Genomic DNA, 19,667 nt, shown 5'->3' with positions numbered 1-19,667 from the left:
TCTTTTCCATCTGTAAATAAATCCCTATCAAATTCCCAGCTCTTTATCCAGCCGGCCTTCAAAGAAAATTGCCAACTGGGAAATTGTCAGTGACCAATTTTGAATCGGCATTGTCCATTTTTTACTGGCGTTCTGGATCCCCATGTAAAGCAGTTTTAACAGGCTGTCCTGGTTCGGGAATGATCCCTTTGTTTTGGTCAGTTTTCGAAACTGTCGATGCACAGCCTCAATGGTATTTGTGGTGTATATTATCCGTCGAATCTCTTCTGGATATTTAAAGAAATGACTGAGGCGTTCCCAGTTGTTCCGCCAGGATTTTATCACAATCGGGTATTTGTCATTCCATTTATTTTCCAAGATATCCAGTTCTTCTTCGGCCAGATCCTTATTGACCGCTTTATAAACACGTTTTAGATCTGCCATAAATTCCTTTTTATTTTTGGAACCAACGTATTTCAATGAATTTCGGATCTGGTGGACTACGCAGAGTTGAACTTCTGTGTCCGGGAATATGGTCTCAATGGCCTCGGGAAAACCTTTTAGACCATCAACACAGGCAATCAGGATATCTTTTACCCCTCGGTTTGAAAGGTCTGTTAACACCTGCAGCCAGAAGTTCGCACCCTCATTCTCGGATATGTACAGCCCAAGAACCTCTTTGCGGCCCTCGATATTCACCCCAAGAATTGTGTAAACGGCTTTGCTGCCGACCTTTCCGTTTTCTCGTACTTTATAATGTATGGCATCAAGCCATACGATTGGGTACACATTTTCCAACGGCCTGGCCTGCCATTCTTTGACGGTATGGATGATTTTATCGGTAATGGTGCTCAGAGTGGCATTTGAAATCTCAAGTCCATAGATTTCCTGTAAATGGGAAGCCATATCATTATAACTCATGCCCAGGCCGTAAAGGGCTATTATCTTTCTTTCAATTTCATCGCTGAGCGTTGTCTGATGTTTTTTGACGATCTGTGGAGAGAAGGTTCCGGCCCTGTCACGCGGGGTTTTTAGCTCAAATTTACCATCCAGGGATTTAATGGTCTTTTTGCTTTTTCCATTACGGCGGTTGGCAGAAACTTCCTGCCCGAGATGGGACTCCAACTCTCCTTCAAGAGCAGCTTCAGCAAGATTTTTGATTAATGATGTAAGGACGCCGCCCTTACCTGTGAAGGGTTTACCTTCCTGGATGCCTTTAAGGGCTTTTTGAAAATCAAATTCGGTGTTTTCTTCGGTCATGTCAGTTCTCCTTATTTAGCTGAGTATATCAGCTTTCATTCAACTGACACAGAATTTTGAACGCCCTCGAGACGCTTATTGACAGCAAGCTCAACTTTAATATTAAAGTTCTGGACTCTATCGTCAACAATAAGAAATATAAGTTTGCCCAGTTTGTCACCCCGCCGGAACAGCCTTTGTTTGATAAAATTTTTAAACTGATGATCATACTCATGCTTTTTTTTGTCATGGTGGGTATGGGACTGACCCTGACGGGCAAGGATTTTTTAATCCTTATTTCCAAACCCAGGGGAATTATTATCGGGGTGGTGCTCCAGTTCGGGATCATGCCGCTGATTGCCGTGGCACTTGGCTATTTGATGGGGTTTCATTCTGCCTATCCCTATATCTATGTGGGAATGATCCTGATCACGGCCACGCCCGGAGGGGTAACCTCCAATTTGATGACCCATTATGCCAAAGGGGATGTTGCCCTGTCTGTTTCGCTGACCTCCCTGTTCACGGTTTTATCCATATTTTTTGTCCCGCTGCTCTTAAATGCCTATTGCGCCAATATACCCGATGTAAACGTTCCCACAAAGATCATTGCCGTGACCATTACCGTACTGGTCATCCTTCCCCTTGCCATTGGCATGATATTTCGAAAGTTCAATGAAGGCCTTGCAAAGAAAATCACCCCTGTATTCAGCATCCTGGGTATTATTGCACTCTTGTTCCTTATCGTTGCCGGTATTTTCAGCAACCTTGAAGGGTTTGCAGATACCCGGCGGCATGGTCTTTTGTTTTATACCATGGTGCTTATGCTGAGCGCTTCAGGTATGGTGGTCGGCGCTATTGTACCGGTCCTTTTCAAGGTTGCCCATGTTCAGGTCCGGGCGATTTCCCTTGAAACCGGCCTGAGAAATGCCTCTTTGGCCATGACCATTGCCCTGTTGATTCAGGATGCCATGGGGGATTTTCATTCCTCAATGTTCTGGGTGTCCGGGATGTTCGGGTTGTCCATGTATATTGCCGGGATCATTGCCATCAAGGTCTATCCCAAATTATTTCCCATAAACTAAAGAGAGGGGCACTCCCCTGGAAAATCAGGCAAATGGTATGAATCGGAGGATATTATGATTAAAAAAATATTGATCTGCACGGTATGTATTGTTGGGGTGGTGGTTGTGATTCTCGGATATGGATACCAGTCTGCCACCCAACTTCCCGACAATACTCCCAAAGCATTTCTGGCATCAGGGAAAAAGGCTGAAAAGGTGGTGGTCTGTATCGGTGACAGCATTACCCACGGCAGGGTGAGCCACAACTATGTGGATGAACTCCAGGCCAGGTTTCAAGGTCAGGATGTTTTTTTTGTGAATGCAGGCATCAACAGCGAGCTGGCCTATAATGTACTCCAAAGGATTGATGAGGTGGTCAAATGCAGCCCTGATTTCATTACCATCCTGATCGGCACCAATGATGTGTCAGCCACCTTGAATGAAAAAAATGCGGCCAGATATGTCAGAGAACAGAACCTGCCCAGGATTCCTGATCCTAAATGGTATGAGAAGAATCTGATTGCCATCATTGATATCCTGAGGACAAAAACCAGGGCCCAAATAGGGCTGCTCTCTTTGCCGCCCATTACCGAAGACAGGAGACACCCGGGCTTTGCAAGAACGAGAGAATATTCCAAAATTATCAAAGACCTGGCTGCCCAGCATAATCTGGTGTATCTTCCTTTAAACGAAAAGATGAATGCTGTTTTGCAAACCCGTGACCCTCAAATGAAATCTTCCTATGTGGCAGGGGAGTACAAGCTGATGTACAAAGCGATCTTCAGCCATTATATCCTGGGCCGAACCTGGGATGAGATCGCAGAAAACAATGATTTTGTTTTTTTGACGGATAACCTTCATCTCAACGGCAGGGGCGCTTTGACCGTTGCCGGATTAATAGAGGGGTTTCTGGGGGGGTACAATGATTTATCTGCAAAGACGACAGGGGCTCTCGAATAAATATTCAAGGAGGTTTCCATGGTCCGGGATTTTAGAAAAACCTTGGTGTGTTTGATTTTAATCTTGGGCTTCCTTTGTTTGTACCCATGGCTACAACCCCCCACAAAGTCCATCTGAGAGGCACCATCAAATCTGTTTTTGGAGAATACCTGGACTGTAATAATGACGGTAAGGGAGAAGGCGGATATCCGCCGGCATATGATTCTAAAATTTATCGGCCCAAGGGTGTTTTTTTGGAGCCGATACAAAAAGATTAAGGAGGGAGCGCAATGGCAAAGATCATACTCAAAGAAGTTGATAAAGTTGAAATTCTTACCCTTCAGGACAATTATGTCGATCTGGCCTCCCAGGACGGCAATGATGTGGTGCAGCGTGCCATGCCCCTAAAGGGGATGGATTTTGCAAATAGTATCCTTGCAGAACACGGGTTTTCAGCCCTTGTTTCCATTATCTGCGGTGATACGGTCAGAACCGTTCTGTTTGATTTTGGGTTTTCCCAAACCGGGGCCTTTGAGAATTCAAAGGCGCTCAATGTTGATCTTTCAACTATTGAAATGATGGCCCTTTCCCATGGGCACAGTGATCATACCGGCGGCTTTAAAGCCATGGTTGAGGGAATCGGTCAAAAGGGCATGAAACTTGTGGCCCACCCGGCAGCATTCAGGAAAGACTGTGTTATCAAAATCACAGAAGAGTTTAAAATTGGGATGCCCAAACTGGAAAAAGAGGAGATAAAAGCGGCCGGAGTAGACTTAATTGAATCAAAAGCCCCCTATCCCATGCTTGATGAGGCCCTCTGGTTTTTGGGCGGTATTCCCAGAAAAACCGAATTTGAAAAAGGATCTGCCGCCTTTCACTACCAGGAGGGTGGAGAAGAAAAATGGGACGCCATTGACGATGACACCTCCCTTGTGGCCCATGTCAGGGGAAAAGGACTTGTTATCCTTTTCGGATGTGCCCATGCCGGGATCATTAACACCATTGAGTATGCAAAAGAGCAGACCGGCGTGGACGCGCTTTTTGCCGTCATGGGCGGATTCCATTTGACCGGCCAGGAGTTTGCCCCCATTATCGAACCCACAGCCATGGCACTCAAGGAGTAGAATCCAACCTATGTTGTTCCCACCCATTGCACGGGCAGGAATGCATCCGTCCGGATTGCCCGGGAGATGCCGGATCAATTTTTGCTCAATATGTCCGGAACCCGGATGGTGTTCGCAGCTTAACCTTTTGAGAAAAAAATAAGATGACCGCAAAGCCGGAACAAGAGTAACTCAAATCTTCCGGCTTTTGTGGTCAGTTTCATGACACCCTGAATTATCAATCTCTCAATTTTAAGCCGCAATCTTAAATTTTCAGACCCTTGTTTACCAAAGAAAAGGGCTGAACCGGGCCGCTGGCGTTGTCAATACTCATCTTTCCTGGTAGGCTGCCCCGCATTCAGGGCTTTCAAACACCATGATTTTGTTTACCTTGATATGCTCGGTATTCAACCGCCTGGATAATTCTCCATAGACAAATTTGGCCAGATTTTCAGCCGTGGGGTTGATGCTGCCGAATTCCATTATTTCGTTTAAGGTGGTGTGATCCAGCTTATCCAAAACATCCCGGATTACATGTTTTACATCTTTGAAATTGATGCCAATTCCCAGTTTATTGAGTCTGGTGCATTGGATCCAAGCTTCCACTGTCCAGTTGTGGCCGTGGATTTTAGAACAAATGCCGCCATATCCCTTGAGGGCATGGGAGGCGGCAAAATGGTCTTTGACATAGATTTCATATACGCCTGTCATAATCTACTCCCGGATGAAAAGAAAACAGGTTAAGGCCTGGGTGGGCAGAACCCACAATCGAAAATTTGAGTTCAGGCCATTAAATTTGGACACTATCGTGCATTTTCACAAATTAAATTTTTCTTCAGCACAGAAATCAACTCAAAAGGATGATTGTAAAAATCCATAGAAGAACCCTATCATAAACCCATGGCTGAATCAAAATAATCATGACCCTTTTTTGCCTTCAAAAAAGATCGACACCTTTGAACACAACATAATTCATTTGGCCTGTTAAAGGACCTTATACGGACCTGCTAAAAAAGGGGCATGTTACCCCCCCCTGCCATTCTGGTGTTGACAAGCAAAGTCTTCTGCCCTAATATCGCTTTCCTAATTTTATTAGGGAAAATGCATGAAGATGTTGAAGATATTAGTTTTGTCCGCGGTATTCAGTCTGGGTGTAAGCGTGTCGGCTTACCTAGAAGAACGGGTGGTTTTTGGCTCTTTTCCGATTCCTTTGATGGTGATTGATGAAAACACGGGCGTGTTTATCGAACTTGTCAAAGCCATTGGGCAAAGGGCCAACCTGGATATCGAAATTTATCTGGCGCCGCCTAAAAGGGCCACCCTATCCTTTGCAAACAAAAAAACAGAGGTATTATTTCCCGCAATCAATTCTATTTTCACCCCGGATCAGAAATATTTAAAATCCAGGGAGAGTTTTTATGTGCGAAAAGACTTTGCCTTTACCCGAAAAAACGGGCCCCTGTTAAATGATATTAAAAGTCTGGAAGGCAAGACCATCGGGTTGACCCGGGGGTATACCTATTCAAACGCATTGTTAAATAATACAAAAATCCGATTTTCTCTGGCCAACAGGGATGAGAGCAATGTCAGAAAATTATTGGCCAGGCGAATCGATGCCTTTGTGGTTGAGGAAAAATCCGGATTAAACGCGTTTTTAAATACCAATAAAGCCTCCCGGGTTCAATACGATAAGTTCCAACCTGTTTCAAAGGAAGATATTTTTTTTGCCTTTCATGACAACGCCCGGGGAAGGCGGCTGGAAAGTTTAGTGTCCAAAGCCATCCGGGAGATGAAACATGATCACTCGTTTGATAAAATTATGGCAAGGTCTCAATAAAAGATTGGCCAGGCCTTTTTATTTTTTGGCATGGATGTTTCGAAAGAAACTCAAAACAAAAGGGATTTACAGGGGCTAACAAATGGGGTAAACTATTGGTTTATGCCGGGTAAATGACCTTGAGAAAAGTGTCAACTTCGTCAAACACCTTTTGGGCAATTTGTCCCCGGATTATCCCATGCTGGTGAAAATCTATTCCTCGATAATATGCATCAGACCGGCTCAGACCCTGGAATATTTTTTTCCCGCTTTTAGGGTCCACTTTGGGGTCGGCCGTTCCCTGGATAATCAGGGCAGGGATTTTAATGGAACAAAGGCCGGGATAGACCTTTTTCATCAGGGCTTTGACCTGAACAATACCCTGTACAGGGCAGCGATGGTAATTGATATGGGGATTATCCGGGTGATTTTGAGCATATGGCCTGGCCAGGCAATTCATTCCAAAACCGCAGACCAGATTGTTCCAGGCATGGAGGATTTCCACGAAATCGGCAGATCGGCCTTTGAATTTAAGCGGGGCGCTGATTGAGATTACGCCATCAAAATCATTGGGGTGATGTATGGCCTGTTCAAGGGCGAGGCCTGCCCCGGTTGAAAATCCGCCGATCACCATTTTGCTGCAAAGGGGTTTGAGGATGGCCTTGCCCGTATCCACAGATTCGATCCATTCGGTATAATGCCTGGTGCTAAGGTCAACGGCCGAAGTCCCTTGGCCGGCAAGCCTGGGGGCATATACGGTATATCCTTTTGCGTATAAAAACTGGGCCCATTCACGGACCTCTTCAGGGGCGGCCATTAATCCGTGAACCAGAAGAATCCCTCTGGTGGATGACCGATTGTGCAGCAAAAAGGGCTCGCCAATATGCCTGGGCTTTGTTTCACCCTCTAAAAAATAAGATTGGTAGGCAGTCTCAAATTTTTTGAGTTCTCTTTGAAACAGTTCTTTTCCTGATAAACTGATTTTAGAGGTCTCAGGCATTGGCTGCAATGTCAAAATAAACCCGGTAGATCATGGCATAATGAAGCACACCGCCGATGAGAATCATGACATGAAACAATTCGTGAAAACTAAATACCCCGGGAACCATTCGGGGTCTTTTAATCGCATAAATCAGGCCGCCCAGGGTAAAGGCAGCCCCGCCGGTGAACAACAGGATCTCTTCAACCTGGGACATGTTTGCCAGCACCTGATGAATGGGCAAAAGGGTGGCCCAGCCCATGATAATGTATATCAGGACATACAGGGTTCTTGGGGCACTGGGGAAAAATAATTGGGAAATGACCCCAAATCCCACCAACCCCCATTGGATGGCAATCATGGCCCAGCGCCAATTTCCTTCCATGCAAAAATAGCAGATGGGGGTACAGGTTCCGGCAATCATGAAAAAAATGGCCAGGCGGTCCATTCTCCGCCACAAGGAAAGTTCATTCTCTTTTTTTTTAAATCGGTGGTAGAGGGTGGAGGCAGAAAAGAGAAATACAATGGAAAAACCGTAAATAAGCGCGGTAATTAAGGTCGATGCTGAACTGCTTGCCAGTTTTGCCAGGTAAATGGTGCCCACAAGGGCGGCAATCCCCCCTGCCAGGTGTGAATAACAATTAAATGCTTCCTGATGTCTGATGCCTGCTTTTTTTGTATTCAAAATCCGTTTTTCCCTTTGGACGAACCAATTGATTTTATACCCCGATCAGGTTGGGTTCCTTTATTATGTTCAGGCCTTATAGCATTTCAACTCAAGATTTGAATACCGGAGAATGGAATGGATTACATTTGTTTTACATCGATTTTTTTTGCACGGATTTTTTTGTCCCCATGTTCCATGGGCAAAAAATGCATTAAAGATCAGGCTTGAGTCCATGCTGAAACCTTTGATTGTATAGCTGAAACCTTTGGCTGTCCATGGGAATAGCATTTAATCAGGCAAATGATTTTGAACAGATCAACGTCTGTACCCTTTGCAGGTACAGGCGTTGATGACAAAAGCGTGCAAAAAATTATTCAGAGGCCTTGAGTTGATAGTTCATTGAAAGAACCTGGATATCCTCGGGCCGTCCCGTGGTATCTGAGGGAATCATTGCTTCAAAACTGTATGAACGTGAACAGGTTTCAGGGTCCAATCTAATCATGCCCTTGTCAGGATGCATAATTCCCTCGAGCTTAGAGCTTAAACTCATCTGTAAATGGAAGTTTCCCCCCTCATCTTTGAAAATTGAATAGCTGCGTGTTTCTGAATTGGGTGTACTGGAATGCACGGGAATGATATTAATCCCGCTGGCCATATCCCAGGGCCCCCCCCTTGTCAAAGCCTGTCAAAGCCAACTGCACAGAAGCATGGGACATCTGATTGGTAATCTTGCTCATCAAGGCCATGGCCTGGGTATTATCACCAAACAAGTCCTTCATTGCCGAAAGACGGCGGGTCCCTGTATCTTCGGTTCCAGTGATCTCGGGATCTGCTTCCCATGGAATGGAATGTCCATCAATGGAGAGGGGATCCCCACGCTGAACAAAATCCAGGTGAAAGGATTCAGCAACACCGTGTTCGTTTATTTGCATGGTGCTGTCATCGCTTTTTGCCCCATCGATGAGTTCCTGCTGTAGACTGCCCATTAACACCCCATGGTCGACATCGCTGGTGATTTGCTGGGCAAGCTCACCCACCGTGGTTTTCATTGTATTGTTAAACCCTGTTTTCAGCTCTTGCTGGCTGAAGATGACTTCGCTGCCGAAGCGCAGGTTCATATGGTCCTGTTCACCCGTACCGTGAAGGTTCGCGGATTTAAAGGCTTTGAGCGCGGTAAGCGTCTCCTGGCTGCCGGGGGCTTGTGAGCCTTGGAGTAAACCAATGGCTTGATCCAGATTCTGGCTCATAATCCGCATGCCCCCGGAACTTGAGGTGGGTTTGTTCTGGGACAAAAGCTCACGCAGGTTCTGCCCCCCTGCGGTCAAGGATTTAGGCGTTGATTTAATCAGGTCCTTATACCCTTTTTTCAATGCGCCGGGGATACGTTCCTTGTGGGTGCCCGGTGCCGTGTTTGAGCCTGTAATCCTTTTAAAGATTGATCTTATGGTTGTTTTGATATGGCCCCGAAAGGCCTCGCCGTCATGGGCATTGCCCGGCCGGTTTGGCCCGGGCTCTTCCACCCCGTCTTTGGGATTGCCCCCTGGTCTCAGGTCTCACCAACCTTGGTCTCGGTTGCGGTGTGCATAAACCACATGATATCTGTCATCTCTTTGGGACCGCATTGGCGATCGTCGATATCGCCATCTAAAATTGTATTTACCAATTCACCGTCGCGGTTGATTTTATCCTGAATCCCTGCGGTGAAATCTTCAAGGCTGGTTCCAAGCGGAATCGGCGGCAGGGCCTTGGACGAGAGGGTGATTTCGCGCCCGCTGGGGTGCTGGAGTTTGATATTTTCCGGAAGATCATGAAACCGCGGCTCGGAATTCGGCCGGGTAAAAATGGATTTGATGATCCGGCCGGCGGCCTGGAAAAAGCGCTTGAGCAAGCCTGCTTTGGGGGCCTCTGCTTCATCCGGCCCCTCGGCCAGATCCGCCATGATATCCCGGGCAACCGTAATTTCGTCATCCGCGTCCATGGCGCTCAGGGTTGGGGGTTCCGTTAATTGTTGACCGCCCACACTTTGAACATCTCTGGGACTGCGCGGAATTGTCTGACCCTGAACCGTGCCGGGGCGGACCTGTGTGGGTGACGTCGTATCGGAAACCTGGGGCTGGGGGGGGATAATAATCGGAGAACTGCTGATATCTCCTACGTCAGGTGCCATTTGTATTTCCTTTTTATTTCAAAATAGTTATCAATTGTCTGGATTAAAAAGGGTGTTTTTTTAAACCCGAATAAAATTGGCTGTGGTCTGGGGGGACTTGATCACCCCTGCCTCTTGGGATATGGTTTCAATCTTTTTCATCCAATACTGGGCAACGGCAACCAGTTTGGCTACAATATCAACCATCTGTCCTTGGGCCTGCAGGGGAAGCTGTACCAAATAGCTCAAGCTGATGACAGCCGTTTCTTCGTCCACGCCAATGGTTGCACCATCTGTAATACCCCAGCAGTAATTTCCGCATAGCATTTCATACATCAGGCGTTCACGGTTTTCATTTTCCGGAAGCATTCCCATTGGCAGGTTTATGATGATTGAATTCATCTCTTCATCATCCAGATAAAGCATGAAAACCATTTTTTTCTCCAAGGTAAAAAAACACTGATTATTATCATCAAATTTTAAGTTGGTAAGGTTTAAGACAGAACCCAGATGATCCAATAGGTCGTCAGCGTGTTTAGCAATATCCATTTGAGCCCTCCGTAGAATTTTAATGTTTCATCTCAAGCCCCTAGGAATATAATAGAGTCCAGCCAAAGTACACCCTGAATGTAAATAGTTTTTTCCCTAGATTTTTTAAAAATTCAAGCCCTTTGGGCGAACCGATTCTGCCTCATCTGTGGCGTTGCAGATCGTTCGCAGTAAAGTGAACAGGGCGTCACGCCCTGGCGTCTTGCAGCTAAACCAAAATCGATTCGTGAAATATGCGGTTTTTTTGTCCGGGTCAACTGTAAAAAAACCTGACAGAATGTAAATTTTCTTTTTTCCCGTTCCCCTTGTGATTCACGCCATAAAATCAAGCCTCTTGATCCTGGCTTGAAATATGCATTTTTGTCAAAAAAAAGGGAAGACCACTGACAAGGCCCCTTTAAAACAGGTGATGATACACCTGGCCTGGGTGGTTTTTCATGGTTTGGTACGGCGTTTTTATCCGGGATGAGGATGACGAGGAGGCGTTTCATGACAGAATACATCGGTGCGGTTGACCAGGGAACCACAAGCACCCGGTTTATTATTTACGATCACGAGGGAATCATTCTGGGGTTTGACCAGAAAGAACACCGACAGATTTTTGCACAACCCGGATGGGTGGAGCATGATCCCATGGAAATATGGGAGAACACCCGGACCGTGATCCGCAAGGGCCTTGAAAAAACGAAAATTCTCGGCAGTCAGATCAAGGCTTTGGGTATCACCAACAAGAGGGAAACCGTTGTGGTCTGGGATAAAAACACAGGGCTGCCCTTTTACAATGCCGTGGTATGGCAGTGTGCAAGGACCGATGAGATCTGTAAAAAACTCATCCTCGACGGCGGTCAGGACCGGTTCAGGCAGACCACGGGCCTTCCGGTGGCCACCTATTTTTCAGGTCCGAAAATTCAATGGATACTTGATCATGTTCCCCAGGCCAAAAAAGCGGCTTTGGCAGGGAACGCCCTGTTCGGCACCATGGAGACCTGGGTGATCTGGAATCTCACCGGCGGCCCTGACCACGGGGCCCATGTCACCGATGTCACCAATGCCAGCCGCACCCTGCTCATGGACATCCATTGTTTGGACTGGGACGAGAATATTCTTTCCATCCTTGATATCCCTGATTCAGGACTGCCCCGGATCAAGCCCTGTTCAGACCCCAACATCTGGGGCACCACCTCGGTCCGGGGGCCCATGAATGCAGAAGTCCCTGTGTGCGGGGCCCTGGGAGACCAGCAGGCCGCCTTGTTCGGTCAGGCCTGTTTTGAGCCTGGGGAGGCCAAAATACGTACGGCACCGGCTGTTTTTTGCTTTTGAACACGGGTAACAAGCCCATGGCCTCAATCCACGGCCTGATTACCACCCTGGGGTATCAGCTGGGCACCCAGGATCCCGTCTATGCCCTGGAAGGATCCATTGCCCATGCCGGCTCCCTTGTTCAGTGGGTCAGGGACAATCTCGGACTTATCTCGGATGCGTCGCAGATAGAGGGGCTGGCCGGTCGTGTGGAGGACAACGGGGGGGTATATTGCGTTCCGGCCTTTTCAGGGCTTTTTGCCCCTCATTGGCGCTCGGATGCCCGGGGTATTATTGCAGGGCTCACCCAATATGCCAATAAATCCCATATTGCCAGGGCGGTGCTCGAGGCAACAGCCTTCCAGGCCAGGGATATTGTAAATGCCATGGATCTTGACTCCGGGGTTTCGTTAACCCGTCTCAAGGTGGACGGCGGGATGATTCAAAACAACCTTCTCATGCAGTTCCAGGCCGATATTTTAAATGTCCCGGTGATTCGGCCCCGGGTGGCTGAGGCCACCTCCAGGGGAGCGGCCTACGCTGCAGGCCTGGCCGTGGGCTTCTGGTCAGGCACCCGCGAGCTTAAATCCAAGTGGTTTGCTCATTCCACCTGGCATCTGTGTCAGGACGAACCGTGGCGCAGCAAGATGTGTGCAGGATGGGAAAAGGCGGTTGAACGGACGTTAAACTGGGTTGACCCCAGGTAATTTTTACAATGATTCGGGTTGTATCCGAATTTTATTTTCCGGGAGGCAGATAATGGGATTATCCCTTGAACACGTTTACAAGAGCCTGGATAAAGAGATCCATTTGTCCAATATCAATCTGGACATTGAATCCGGGTCCAAAACCGTTGTACTCGGCCGCACCCTGGCCGGTAAAACCTCTCTTTTGCGCATCATGGCAGGACTGGACCGTCCCACCCGGGGATCGCTTGTCATGGACCATAGGGATATCACCGGGGTCCCGGTGAGAAAGCGCAGTATTGCCATGGTCTACCAGCAGTTTATCAACTATCCCTCGTTTACGGTATTTGACAATATCGCCTCTCCGCTCAAGGTGGCAAAAATGGACAGAGCTGAAATACAAAAGCGGGTGACTGAGGTGGCTGAGATCCTTCATTTGACCCCCATGCTCGACCGGCTGCCCGCAGAATTGTCCGGCGGTCAGCAGCAGCGCACCGCCATTGCCAGGGCCCTGGTCAAAGATACCCAGCTTCTGCTCATGGATGAACCCCTGGTCAACCTGGACTATAAATTAAGAGAAGAGCTGCAGACCGAACTTCAGGAGATATTCAAACACCGGAATGCCATGGTGGTCTATACCACCACCGAACCCTGTGAAGCCTTGAAACTCGGCGGAAATATCGTTGTCATGGACCAGGGAAAAATTCTCCAGACAGGACCGACCACCCAGGTGTACAGAGAGCCTTCGACCCTTAAGGTGGCCGAAGTGTTTTCAGATCCTCCCATCAATTATCTTGCCTGCCGGGTGGAGGGGGAGATCCTTATTTTAAACTCCGGGGATGTTCTGAGTCTTTCCGGACATCTCAAGCAATTGACCCCGGGGTCTTATATCCTGGGGATAAGGTCCAACAACCTGTTTTTAAAGGCCCAGGACCCAGGCGACCTCCAATTGACCGCACGGGTGAAGCTTGCCGAAATCAACGGATCTGAAACCTTTATCCATGTGGACTGCTCAGGCGAACGCCTGGTGGTCCAGGAGGTGGGCATTGTTTCCTTGAAAATCGGATCAAATACATTGGTATTTATGAACCCGGCTAATTTTTTTGTTTTTTCCTAAGCTGGAGATCTGGTGCTGGCGCCGGATCCTCTGGTCCATGGAAGATAAGGATAAAAAGGAAATCCCATGGCTAAAATTGATCTAAAAGAAATTACCCACTCCTATGGGCGTGTTTCTAAAGCACCGTTAGACTATGCACTCAAGCGGATTCACAATGTATGGGAGGATGGGGGGGCCTATGCCCTGCTCGGGCCTTCGGGCTGCGGTAAAACCACCCTTCTCAATGTGATCTCAGGATTGATCACCCCCACCCGGGGGCGGGTCTTGTTTGATGGCAAGGATGTTACCGGGCTTGCCCCTGAAAAACGCAATATTGCCCAGGTGTTTCAGTTCCCTGTCCTTTATGACACCATGTCGGTCTTTAATAACCTGGCCTTTCCTCTGCGCAACCGGGGGTTTATAGCAGAGCAAACAATTACTTGAACAAGGATTTATACAACTTATATTTTCCCCATGAGATATTCATCAGATTTACGCAAACGCGTTATAGATTTTGTAGAAAATGGAGGAAGCAAGACGGAAGCTGCCAGTCAGTTTAATGTATCCCGTGGAAGTGTTCACAACTGGACGTCTGCCGAAGATGGTTTGTCATACAAGAAACCCGGTCCAAAAGGACCACGAAGTTTGGATCTGGAAGCTTTGCGCCTCCATGTGGAGACAAATGATGACATGACACAATCGGAAAGGGCGCAGCATTTCGGAGTATCCCGTGCCTGTATCTGGTATAATATGAAACAACTCGGAATCACTCGAAAAAAAAGATGACGGGATACAGGGAGCGAAGCGACAGCAAAAGAAAGGCATATCTTCGTCTTCGTGAACGTTATGTACGTCGTTGCAAAACGTTTGTTTATGTTGATGAAAGCGGCTTTTCGCCTTATACAACCCGTCGCTATGGATATGCTCTCAAAGGGCAGCGTGTTCATGGTTTGATTGCAGGAACAAAGCACCCTCGAACGTCTTTGATTGCTGCCCGCATCGAATATAGTTTTGAAGAACCATTTTTGTTTCAGGGAACATGCAATGCGGATATCTTTAATGCTTGGATCGAACACCAGTTGAGTCCACATCTGAACGATAATCATGTCGTTGTGATGGATAACGCATCCTTCCACAAGGGCGAAGAAACCAAATATTTGATAGAAAGAACTGGTGCAGCTCTTTTGTTTTTGCCCCCGTATTCACCGGATCTCAATCCGATTGAACACGATTTTGCGGCCCTAAAAACCATCCGTGAATACAATGAAAACGAAACGATTGATGAAATTATCAGGATGTATAAATAATTATCGGCATTGCTATAATGAAACCGATGTACGGGCCAGGGTATTGGAAGTGGCAGATATCCTGGATTTGACCCCCTTTCTCAAAAAAAGGGCTGCAGGCCTTGCTGCCGATGCCAAACAGAAAATTTCCCTGGGCCGGGGCCTTGTGCGAAAAGATGTGAATGCCATCCTTTTTGATGAACCCCTGACCGTGATTGATCCCAATCTCAAGTGGCAGTTGAGGTGTAAACTCAAAGAGATACACGAACAGCTGAAATTGACCTTTGTCTATGTCACCCACGACCAGGTGGAAGCCTTGACCTTTGCGGACCAGGTCATGGTGATGTACGAGGGAGAAATCGTTCAGATCGGCACTCCCCAGGAGCTGTTTGAAAATCCCGTCCACAGCTTTGTGGGGTATTTCATCGGCAGTCCGGGCATGAATTTTCTTCCGGTGACCCTGGAAAACGGCTCTGCCCGTGCGGGAAATGCCGATATCTTTCTGGGAGAAAAACTTTCGGCACTGGGAGCAAAGGCCCAAGGGTCCATCAAGCTGGGCATCCGTCCGCTCCACCTTGAGGTTCATGACAGCTCCCTAGACCATGGGGTTGCGGCCCGGGTGAAACAAATGGAAGACCAGGGCAGTTTTAAAATCCTGACCGTTGGTATCGGGGAACATCTCGTCCGGGCAAGAATTCCAGAAGGCCGCCCCATCCCCCGGGAGAGGGTCTGGCTAAAATTCCCCACCGACTGGATTCGCTTATTCTGCAATGACCGGCTTTTAACCTAAAGGAGAGACTATGGATAAATGGGAAGACAATAAGGCATGGTTTCTGGTACTGCCCGTGTTTATCATTGTAGCCTTCAGCGCCATCATTCCGTTGATGACTGTTGTAAACTATTCCATTCAGGATATTTTCGGCCCGGGCCAGCGGGTATTTGTGGGAATGGAATGGTTTAAAGAGGTGATGGGGGATAAACGCCTCCACGAGGCCCTCATGCGCCAGTTTATTTTTTCAGGACTGGTTTTGATCATTGAAATGCCCCTGGGGGTGATCATCGCCCTGATGATGCCCAAGAAAGGGTGGGGGGCTTCGTTCAGCCTGGTTTTGCTGGCTCTGCCCCTGCTCATTCCCTGGAATGTCATCGGCACCATATGGATGATATTCACCCGTCCGGATATTGGATTGTTCGGCGCCGGCATCAACAGCCTGGGCATTGCATTTGACCACACGGCCAGCCCCTCGGATGCCTGGGTTACCCTCATGCTCATGGAGGTCTGGCATTGGACACCTCTGGTGGCCTTGCTGGCCTATGCCGGGCTGCGGGCTATTCCCGATGCCTATTTCCAGGCCGCCCGCATTGACGGGGCCTCGGGCTGGGCCGTGTTTAAATATATCCAGCTGCCCAAGATGAGAGGGGTATTGACCATTGCCCTGTTGCTGCGGTTCATGGACAGTTTTCTCATCTATGCCGAACCCTTTGTGCTCACCGGCGGAGGGCCCGGCAACACCACCACCTTTTTGTCCATCTATCTGGTCAAGGTGGCTGTGGGTCAGTTTGATCTGGGACCTGCTGCGGCATTCTCCCTGATTTATTTTTTAATCATCCTGCTCTTTTGCTGGCTGTTTTACCAGGCCCTTCAAAATGTGGGGAAAGGAGAGGTCCAATGAAAAAAAGAACCCTGTGTCTGATCCTTTATTTTATTTTGCTCATGCTGCCCATTTATTGGATGCTCAACATGTCTTTGCGGACCAATGCCGATATTTTAAGCGTTTTTTCCCTCTATCCCAGGCATCTGACCTTTGAAAATTATATGAAAATTTTTTCCGATGCCTCCTGGTATTCAGGGTATATCAACTCCATTTTATACGTGACCATGAACACGGGCATCTCCCTTGCCGTGGCTCTGCCGGCAGCCTATGCCTTTTCCCGGTACAGATTTTTGGGTGACGGCCAGATGTTTTTCTGGCTGCTCACCAACCGCATGGCACCGGCAGCCGTATTTTTGCTCCCCTTTTTCCAGCTCTACTCCACCGTGGGACTTATCGACACCCACATTGCCGTGGCCCTGGCCCACTGCCTGTTCAACGTGCCCCTTGCCGTATGGATACTTGAAGGCTTCATGTCCGGTGTGCCCAAGGAAGTCGATGAAACCGCCTATATTGACGGGTATTCTTTTGTCCGGTTTTTTACCCGGATTTTCATTCCTTTGATCCGCTCGGGCGTGGGGGTGACCGCCTTTTTTTGTTTCATGTTTTCCTGGGTGGAGCTTTTGTTTGCAAGAACGCTGACCACCACTTCTGCCAAGCCCATTGCCGCCATCATGACAAGGACGGTGAGTGCTTCAGGCCTTGACTGGGGGCTGTTGTCTGCTGCCGGTATATTGACCATTGTTCCGGGTGCTTTGGTGATCTGGTTTGTTCGAAATCATATGGCAAAGGGATTTGCCATGGGAAGAGTATAGGAGGATGCTATGAGATTTGAATGGATGGCATGGACCCTGCCCACGGCAATTTTTTTTATCACCATTGCCCTGATACTTTTGGCAATGACCATTTGGCAGATTATCTCTCCTTGTGTGAAAAGACGCGGGTTTCTGCCCATTGCAACCACCCGGGGAGATCGGCTTTTTATCGGTCTTTTAAGCAGTGCATACATTCATTTGGCCTGGCTGGGGCTTTCCAGCCTCACCCTGTGGATCGCATTTGCCGTCTCCCTCGGCTGGATGGTCATTCTCATGCGCTGGGGATAAATTTAACAGGCCGGCATTTCATATAAAAATATTACGGGGTGCTGTGGGTATCCACGGCCTTGATACCCATGGGCAAAAATCCCCTTATTTAAGGCCATAAGAAGGAGATCACACATGAAAAAAAGGTTAGGGAAAATACCGGGCCAATGGCTTTGGTTGGTTGTTTCTACGATTTTGTTCACCTTCTGTTCAGGTTATGCATTTGCAGATATGAACGCTGCAAAATGCTGGATCGATACGGAATTTCAACCCTCCACCTTGTCAAAAAAAGAACAGCAAAATGAGATGGCATGGTTTATCAAGGCAGCTGCACCTTGTAAGGGCATGGAGATCAAGGTGGTCTCCGAAACCATCCCCACCCATGAGTATGAATCAAAGGTGTTGGCAAAAGCCTTCTACGAGATCACCGGCATCAAGGTCATCCATGACCTGATCCAGGAGGGGGATGTCATTGAAAAACTCCAGATCCAGATGCAGTCGGGCAAGAATGTTTTTGACGCCTATGTCAATGACTCAGACCTCATCGGCACCCATTCCCGGTACGGCCATGTGGTCAACCTCACCGACTGGATGACAGGCCAGGGAAAAGATGTCACCCTTCCCACTCTGGATATTGACGATTTCATGGGAAAATCTTTTACAACAGGGCCTGACGGCAAGTTCTATCAGCTTCCGGATCAGCAGTTCGCAAACCTCTACTGGTTTCGTTACGACTGGTTTAATCGGGCGGATTTTAAAAAACAATTCAAAGAAATCTACGGGTATGAACTTGGAGTTCCTGTGAACTGGTCTGCCTATGAAGACATTGCCGAATTTTTCAGCGAGCATGTGGGCGAAATAGACGGCCGGGCCATTTACGGGCACATGGATTATGGGAAAAAAGCCCCGGATCTGGGATGGCGGTTCACCGATGCCTGGCTCTCCATGGCAGGCGCAGGAGACAAGGGCATTCCCAATGGAAAGCCCGTGGATGAATGGGGAATCCGTGTGGATGAAAACAACCGGCCCGTGGGCGCTTCAGTCAGCCGGGGCGGTGCCACCAACGGTCCTGCAGCCAAATACCCCCTGAAAAAATATATGGAGTGGCTCAGAAAATATGCCCCTCCCGGCGCCCTTGGCATGGATTTTTACCAGTCTATTCCCTATCTTGCCACGGGCAATGTGGCCCAGCAGATCTTCTGGTATAATTCCTTTGTCTCTTCCATTGTTAAAGAGGGACTTCCCGTGGTCAATGCGGACGGCACCCCCAAATGGCGGATGGCCCCCTCACCCCACGGACCCTATTGGGAAGAGGGCATGAAGCTGGGATACCAGGACTGCGGTTCGTGGACCCTGCTCAAGAGCACGCCCATTGACCGGAGAAAAGCGGCCTGGCTCTTTGCCCAGTTCTGCGTCTGCAAAACCACCTCCCTGAAAAAAACCCATGTGGGCCTGACCCCATTCAGGGATTCGGACATCCAGGACAAGTCTTTTACCGAGCGGGCACCCAAGCTCGGCGGCCTGGTTGAATTTTACAGAAGCCCCGCACGGGTGGCCTGGACACCCACGGGAACCAATGTACCGGATTACCCCAAACTTGCCCAGCTCTGGTGGCAGAATATTGGTGAGGCTGTTGCCGGAGAAGTCACCGTGTCAACCGCCATGGACAATCTGGCAAAAGAGCAGGATAAAATCATGATGCGGATCGCAAGATCCGGTGTCCAGGGAGACAAGGGACCCCTTTTGAACAAAAAAAGGGATGAATCCTATTGGCTGAACAAACCAGGCTCTCCCAAGGCCAAACTGGCCAATGAAAAACCCCAGGGGGAAACCCTTGATTATGACAAGCTTCTCCAGGCCTGGAAAGAAGGCCGGGTGAAATAATGGCGTGGGGGTTTTAAAGACCGCCAGCTTAGGCTCACGGTCGAATTAAAATTTTCCAAAATATGGCTTAAGATTTTTTATTGTATTCAAGGCGGGTGGCTGGGAGCATATTAGACATATGTGCCCAGCCACCCAACGACGAAGATGAAGACATATGGGAGGTTTTATTCTGACCGGGAGCCTTAACCCCAGACCCTAAAGCCG

The 19,667-nt window shown here is 48.3% G+C and carries 20 protein-coding genes and 2 pseudogenes; 14 read left to right on the top strand and 8 right to left on the bottom strand.

Translation table 11 applies throughout. The annotated features are described in order from the left end of the window. Nucleotides 1–27: 27 nt before the first annotated feature. Nucleotides 28–1,239, bottom strand: coding sequence for an IS256 family transposase (locus HUN05_00200; GenBank protein ID WDP83784.1), 1,212 nt, complete (start codon nucleotides 1,237–1,239; stop codon nucleotides 28–30). Nucleotides 1,240–1,295: 56 nt separating this feature from the next. On the opposite strand from HUN05_00200, the gene HUN05_00195 reads away from it, so the two are divergent. The 3 genes from HUN05_00195 to HUN05_00185 all read left to right on the top strand — a co-directional run bounded on the left by HUN05_00195 (nucleotide 1,296) and on the right by HUN05_00185 (nucleotide 4,342). Next, nucleotides 1,296–2,300 (top strand): bile acid:sodium symporter family protein, encoded by a 1,005-nt coding sequence (locus tag HUN05_00195; protein WDP83783.1) that lies wholly within the window; start codon nucleotides 1,296–1,298, stop codon nucleotides 2,298–2,300. Between the two features lie 54 nt (nucleotides 2,301–2,354). After that, nucleotides 2,355–3,239 carry an SGNH/GDSL hydrolase family protein gene (locus HUN05_00190; protein WDP83782.1) on the top strand — a complete coding sequence of 295 codons (885 nt, stop codon included), beginning with the start codon at nucleotides 2,355–2,357 and terminating at the stop codon, nucleotides 3,237–3,239. Nucleotides 3,240–3,508: 269 nt separating this feature from the next. Continuing rightward, nucleotides 3,509–4,342 carry an MBL fold metallo-hydrolase gene (locus tag HUN05_00185; GenBank protein ID WDP83781.1) on the top strand — a complete coding sequence of 278 codons (834 nt, stop codon included), beginning with the start codon at nucleotides 3,509–3,511 and terminating at the stop codon, nucleotides 4,340–4,342. 309 nt (nucleotides 4,343–4,651) lie between these two features. Here the strand turns inward: HUN05_00185 and queD are convergent, their stop codons facing one another. After that, entirely contained in the window at nucleotides 4,652–5,032 is a 381-nt protein-coding gene (queD, locus tag HUN05_00180; protein ID WDP83780.1) for a 6-carboxytetrahydropterin synthase QueD, read from the bottom strand. Nucleotides 5,033–5,432: 400 nt separating this feature from the next. Here queD and HUN05_00175 point away from each other — a divergent pair, with 400 nt between their 5' ends. Then, nucleotides 5,433–6,158 carry a transporter substrate-binding domain-containing protein gene (locus HUN05_00175; protein WDP83779.1) on the top strand — a complete coding sequence of 242 codons (726 nt, stop codon included), beginning with the start codon at nucleotides 5,433–5,435 and terminating at the stop codon, nucleotides 6,156–6,158. A gap of 100 nt (nucleotides 6,159–6,258) precedes the next feature. On the opposite strand, the gene HUN05_00170 is transcribed toward HUN05_00175, so the two are convergent. The 6 genes from HUN05_00170 to HUN05_00145 all read right to left on the bottom strand — a co-directional run bounded on the left by HUN05_00170 (nucleotide 6,259) and on the right by HUN05_00145 (nucleotide 10,478). Next, on the bottom strand, nucleotides 6,259–7,137 hold the full coding sequence (locus HUN05_00170) for an alpha/beta fold hydrolase (protein WDP83778.1): 879 nt from the start codon (nucleotides 7,135–7,137) through the stop codon (nucleotides 6,259–6,261). Then, entirely contained in the window at nucleotides 7,130–7,801 is a 672-nt protein-coding gene (locus HUN05_00165) for a hemolysin III family protein (protein WDP83777.1), read from the bottom strand. The genes HUN05_00170 and HUN05_00165 overlap by 8 nt, the downstream gene beginning before the upstream one ends. A gap of 352 nt (nucleotides 7,802–8,153) precedes the next feature. Next, complete coding sequence (locus HUN05_00160) at nucleotides 8,154–8,333, bottom strand: hypothetical protein (protein WDP83776.1); 180 nt, start codon at nucleotides 8,331–8,333, stop codon at nucleotides 8,154–8,156. Between the two features lie 88 nt (nucleotides 8,334–8,421). After that, complete coding sequence (locus HUN05_00155) at nucleotides 8,422–9,303, bottom strand: hypothetical protein (GenBank protein WDP83775.1); 882 nt, start codon at nucleotides 9,301–9,303, stop codon at nucleotides 8,422–8,424. Nucleotides 9,304–9,329: 26 nt separating this feature from the next. Then, nucleotides 9,330–9,950 carry a hypothetical protein gene (locus HUN05_00150; GenBank protein WDP83774.1) on the bottom strand — a complete coding sequence of 207 codons (621 nt, stop codon included), beginning with the start codon at nucleotides 9,948–9,950 and terminating at the stop codon, nucleotides 9,330–9,332. Between the two features lie 60 nt (nucleotides 9,951–10,010). Then, entirely contained in the window at nucleotides 10,011–10,478 is a 468-nt protein-coding gene (locus HUN05_00145; protein WDP83773.1) for a type III secretion system chaperone, read from the bottom strand. A gap of 489 nt (nucleotides 10,479–10,967) precedes the next feature. Here HUN05_00145 and glpK point away from each other — a divergent pair. The 10 genes and pseudogenes from glpK to HUN05_00095 all read left to right on the top strand — a co-directional run bounded on the left by glpK (nucleotide 10,968) and on the right by HUN05_00095 (nucleotide 19,463). Beyond that, a pseudogene (gene glpK / locus HUN05_00140) lies at nucleotides 10,968–12,484 on the top strand (glycerol kinase GlpK). 52 nt (nucleotides 12,485–12,536) lie between these two features. Then, entirely contained in the window at nucleotides 12,537–13,580 is a 1,044-nt protein-coding gene (locus HUN05_00135; protein WDP83772.1) for an ABC transporter ATP-binding protein, read from the top strand. Nucleotides 13,581–13,646: 66 nt separating this feature from the next. Then, nucleotides 13,647–13,976: pseudogene (locus HUN05_00130) on the top strand (ABC transporter ATP-binding protein). 57 nt (nucleotides 13,977–14,033) lie between these two features. Then, nucleotides 14,034–14,345 (top strand): hypothetical protein, encoded by a 312-nt coding sequence (locus HUN05_00125; GenBank protein WDP83771.1) that lies wholly within the window; start codon nucleotides 14,034–14,036, stop codon nucleotides 14,343–14,345. Then, on the top strand, nucleotides 14,342–14,866 hold the full coding sequence (locus tag HUN05_00120) for an IS630 family transposase (GenBank protein ID WDP83770.1): 525 nt from the start codon (nucleotides 14,342–14,344) through the stop codon (nucleotides 14,864–14,866). Before HUN05_00125 ends, HUN05_00120 begins: the two co-directional genes overlap by 4 nt. Beyond that, nucleotides 14,823–15,635 carry an ABC transporter ATP-binding protein gene (locus HUN05_00115; protein WDP83769.1) on the top strand — a complete coding sequence of 271 codons (813 nt, stop codon included), beginning with the start codon at nucleotides 14,823–14,825 and terminating at the stop codon, nucleotides 15,633–15,635. The genes HUN05_00120 and HUN05_00115 overlap by 44 nt, the downstream gene beginning before the upstream one ends. 10 nt (nucleotides 15,636–15,645) lie before the next feature. Then, nucleotides 15,646–16,518 (top strand): sugar ABC transporter permease, encoded by an 873-nt coding sequence (locus tag HUN05_00110; protein WDP83768.1) that lies wholly within the window; start codon nucleotides 15,646–15,648, stop codon nucleotides 16,516–16,518. Next, nucleotides 16,515–17,312, top strand: a complete 798-nt coding sequence (locus tag HUN05_00105; protein WDP83767.1) for a carbohydrate ABC transporter permease — start codon at nucleotides 16,515–16,517, stop codon at nucleotides 17,310–17,312. Before HUN05_00110 ends, HUN05_00105 begins: the two co-directional genes overlap by 4 nt. 9 nt (nucleotides 17,313–17,321) lie before the next feature. Then, nucleotides 17,322–17,600, top strand: coding sequence for a DUF2160 domain-containing protein (locus HUN05_00100; GenBank protein ID WDP83766.1), 279 nt, complete (start codon nucleotides 17,322–17,324; stop codon nucleotides 17,598–17,600). Between the two features lie 114 nt (nucleotides 17,601–17,714). Then, on the top strand, nucleotides 17,715–19,463 hold the full coding sequence (locus tag HUN05_00095) for a carbohydrate ABC transporter substrate-binding protein (protein WDP83765.1): 1,749 nt from the start codon (nucleotides 17,715–17,717) through the stop codon (nucleotides 19,461–19,463). Nucleotides 19,464–19,667: the final 204 nt, after the last annotated feature.

Source organism: Desulfobacter sp., assembly GCA_028768545.1.
In the GTDB taxonomy this organism is placed as follows: Bacteria; Desulfobacterota; Desulfobacteria; order Desulfobacterales; family Desulfobacteraceae; genus Desulfobacter.
The sequence above is the reverse complement of the archived record's forward strand: the minus strand, read 5'-3'. Positions and strand labels throughout refer to the sequence as shown.

Excerpts from the sequence above, each read along its gene's own strand:
- HUN05_00200 (WDP83784.1), bottom strand. The coding sequence starts at position 1,239 with ATGACCGAAGAAAACACCGAATTTGATTTTCAAAAAGCCCTTAAAGGC.
- HUN05_00190 (WDP83782.1), top strand. The coding sequence starts at position 2,355 with ATGATTAAAAAAATATTGATCTGCACGGTATGTATTGTTGGGGTGGTG.
- HUN05_00185 (WDP83781.1), top strand. The coding sequence starts at position 3,509 with ATGGCAAAGATCATACTCAAAGAAGTTGATAAAGTTGAAATTCTTACC.
- queD (WDP83780.1), bottom strand. The coding sequence starts at position 5,032 with ATGACAGGCGTATATGAAATCTATGTCAAAGACCATTTTGCCGCCTCC.
- HUN05_00175 (WDP83779.1), top strand. The coding sequence starts at position 5,433 with ATGTTGAAGATATTAGTTTTGTCCGCGGTATTCAGTCTGGGTGTAAGC.
- HUN05_00170 (WDP83778.1), bottom strand. The coding sequence starts at position 7,137 with ATGCCTGAGACCTCTAAAATCAGTTTATCAGGAAAAGAACTGTTTCAA.
- HUN05_00160 (WDP83776.1), bottom strand. The coding sequence starts at position 8,333 with ATGAGTTTAAGCTCTAAGCTCGAGGGAATTATGCATCCTGACAAGGGC.
- HUN05_00150 (WDP83774.1), bottom strand. The coding sequence starts at position 9,950 with ATGGCACCTGACGTAGGAGATATCAGCAGTTCTCCGATTATTATCCCC.
- HUN05_00145 (WDP83773.1), bottom strand. The coding sequence starts at position 10,478 with ATGGATATTGCTAAACACGCTGACGACCTATTGGATCATCTGGGTTCT.
- HUN05_00135 (WDP83772.1), top strand. The coding sequence starts at position 12,537 with ATGGGATTATCCCTTGAACACGTTTACAAGAGCCTGGATAAAGAGATC.
- HUN05_00125 (WDP83771.1), top strand. The coding sequence starts at position 14,034 with ATGAGATATTCATCAGATTTACGCAAACGCGTTATAGATTTTGTAGAA.
- HUN05_00120 (WDP83770.1), top strand. The coding sequence starts at position 14,342 with ATGACGGGATACAGGGAGCGAAGCGACAGCAAAAGAAAGGCATATCTT.
- HUN05_00115 (WDP83769.1), top strand. The coding sequence starts at position 14,823 with ATGAAAACGAAACGATTGATGAAATTATCAGGATGTATAAATAATTAT.
- HUN05_00110 (WDP83768.1), top strand. The coding sequence starts at position 15,646 with ATGGATAAATGGGAAGACAATAAGGCATGGTTTCTGGTACTGCCCGTG.
- HUN05_00105 (WDP83767.1), top strand. The coding sequence starts at position 16,515 with ATGAAAAAAAGAACCCTGTGTCTGATCCTTTATTTTATTTTGCTCATG.
- HUN05_00100 (WDP83766.1), top strand. The coding sequence starts at position 17,322 with ATGAGATTTGAATGGATGGCATGGACCCTGCCCACGGCAATTTTTTTT.
- HUN05_00095 (WDP83765.1), top strand. The coding sequence starts at position 17,715 with ATGAAAAAAAGGTTAGGGAAAATACCGGGCCAATGGCTTTGGTTGGTT.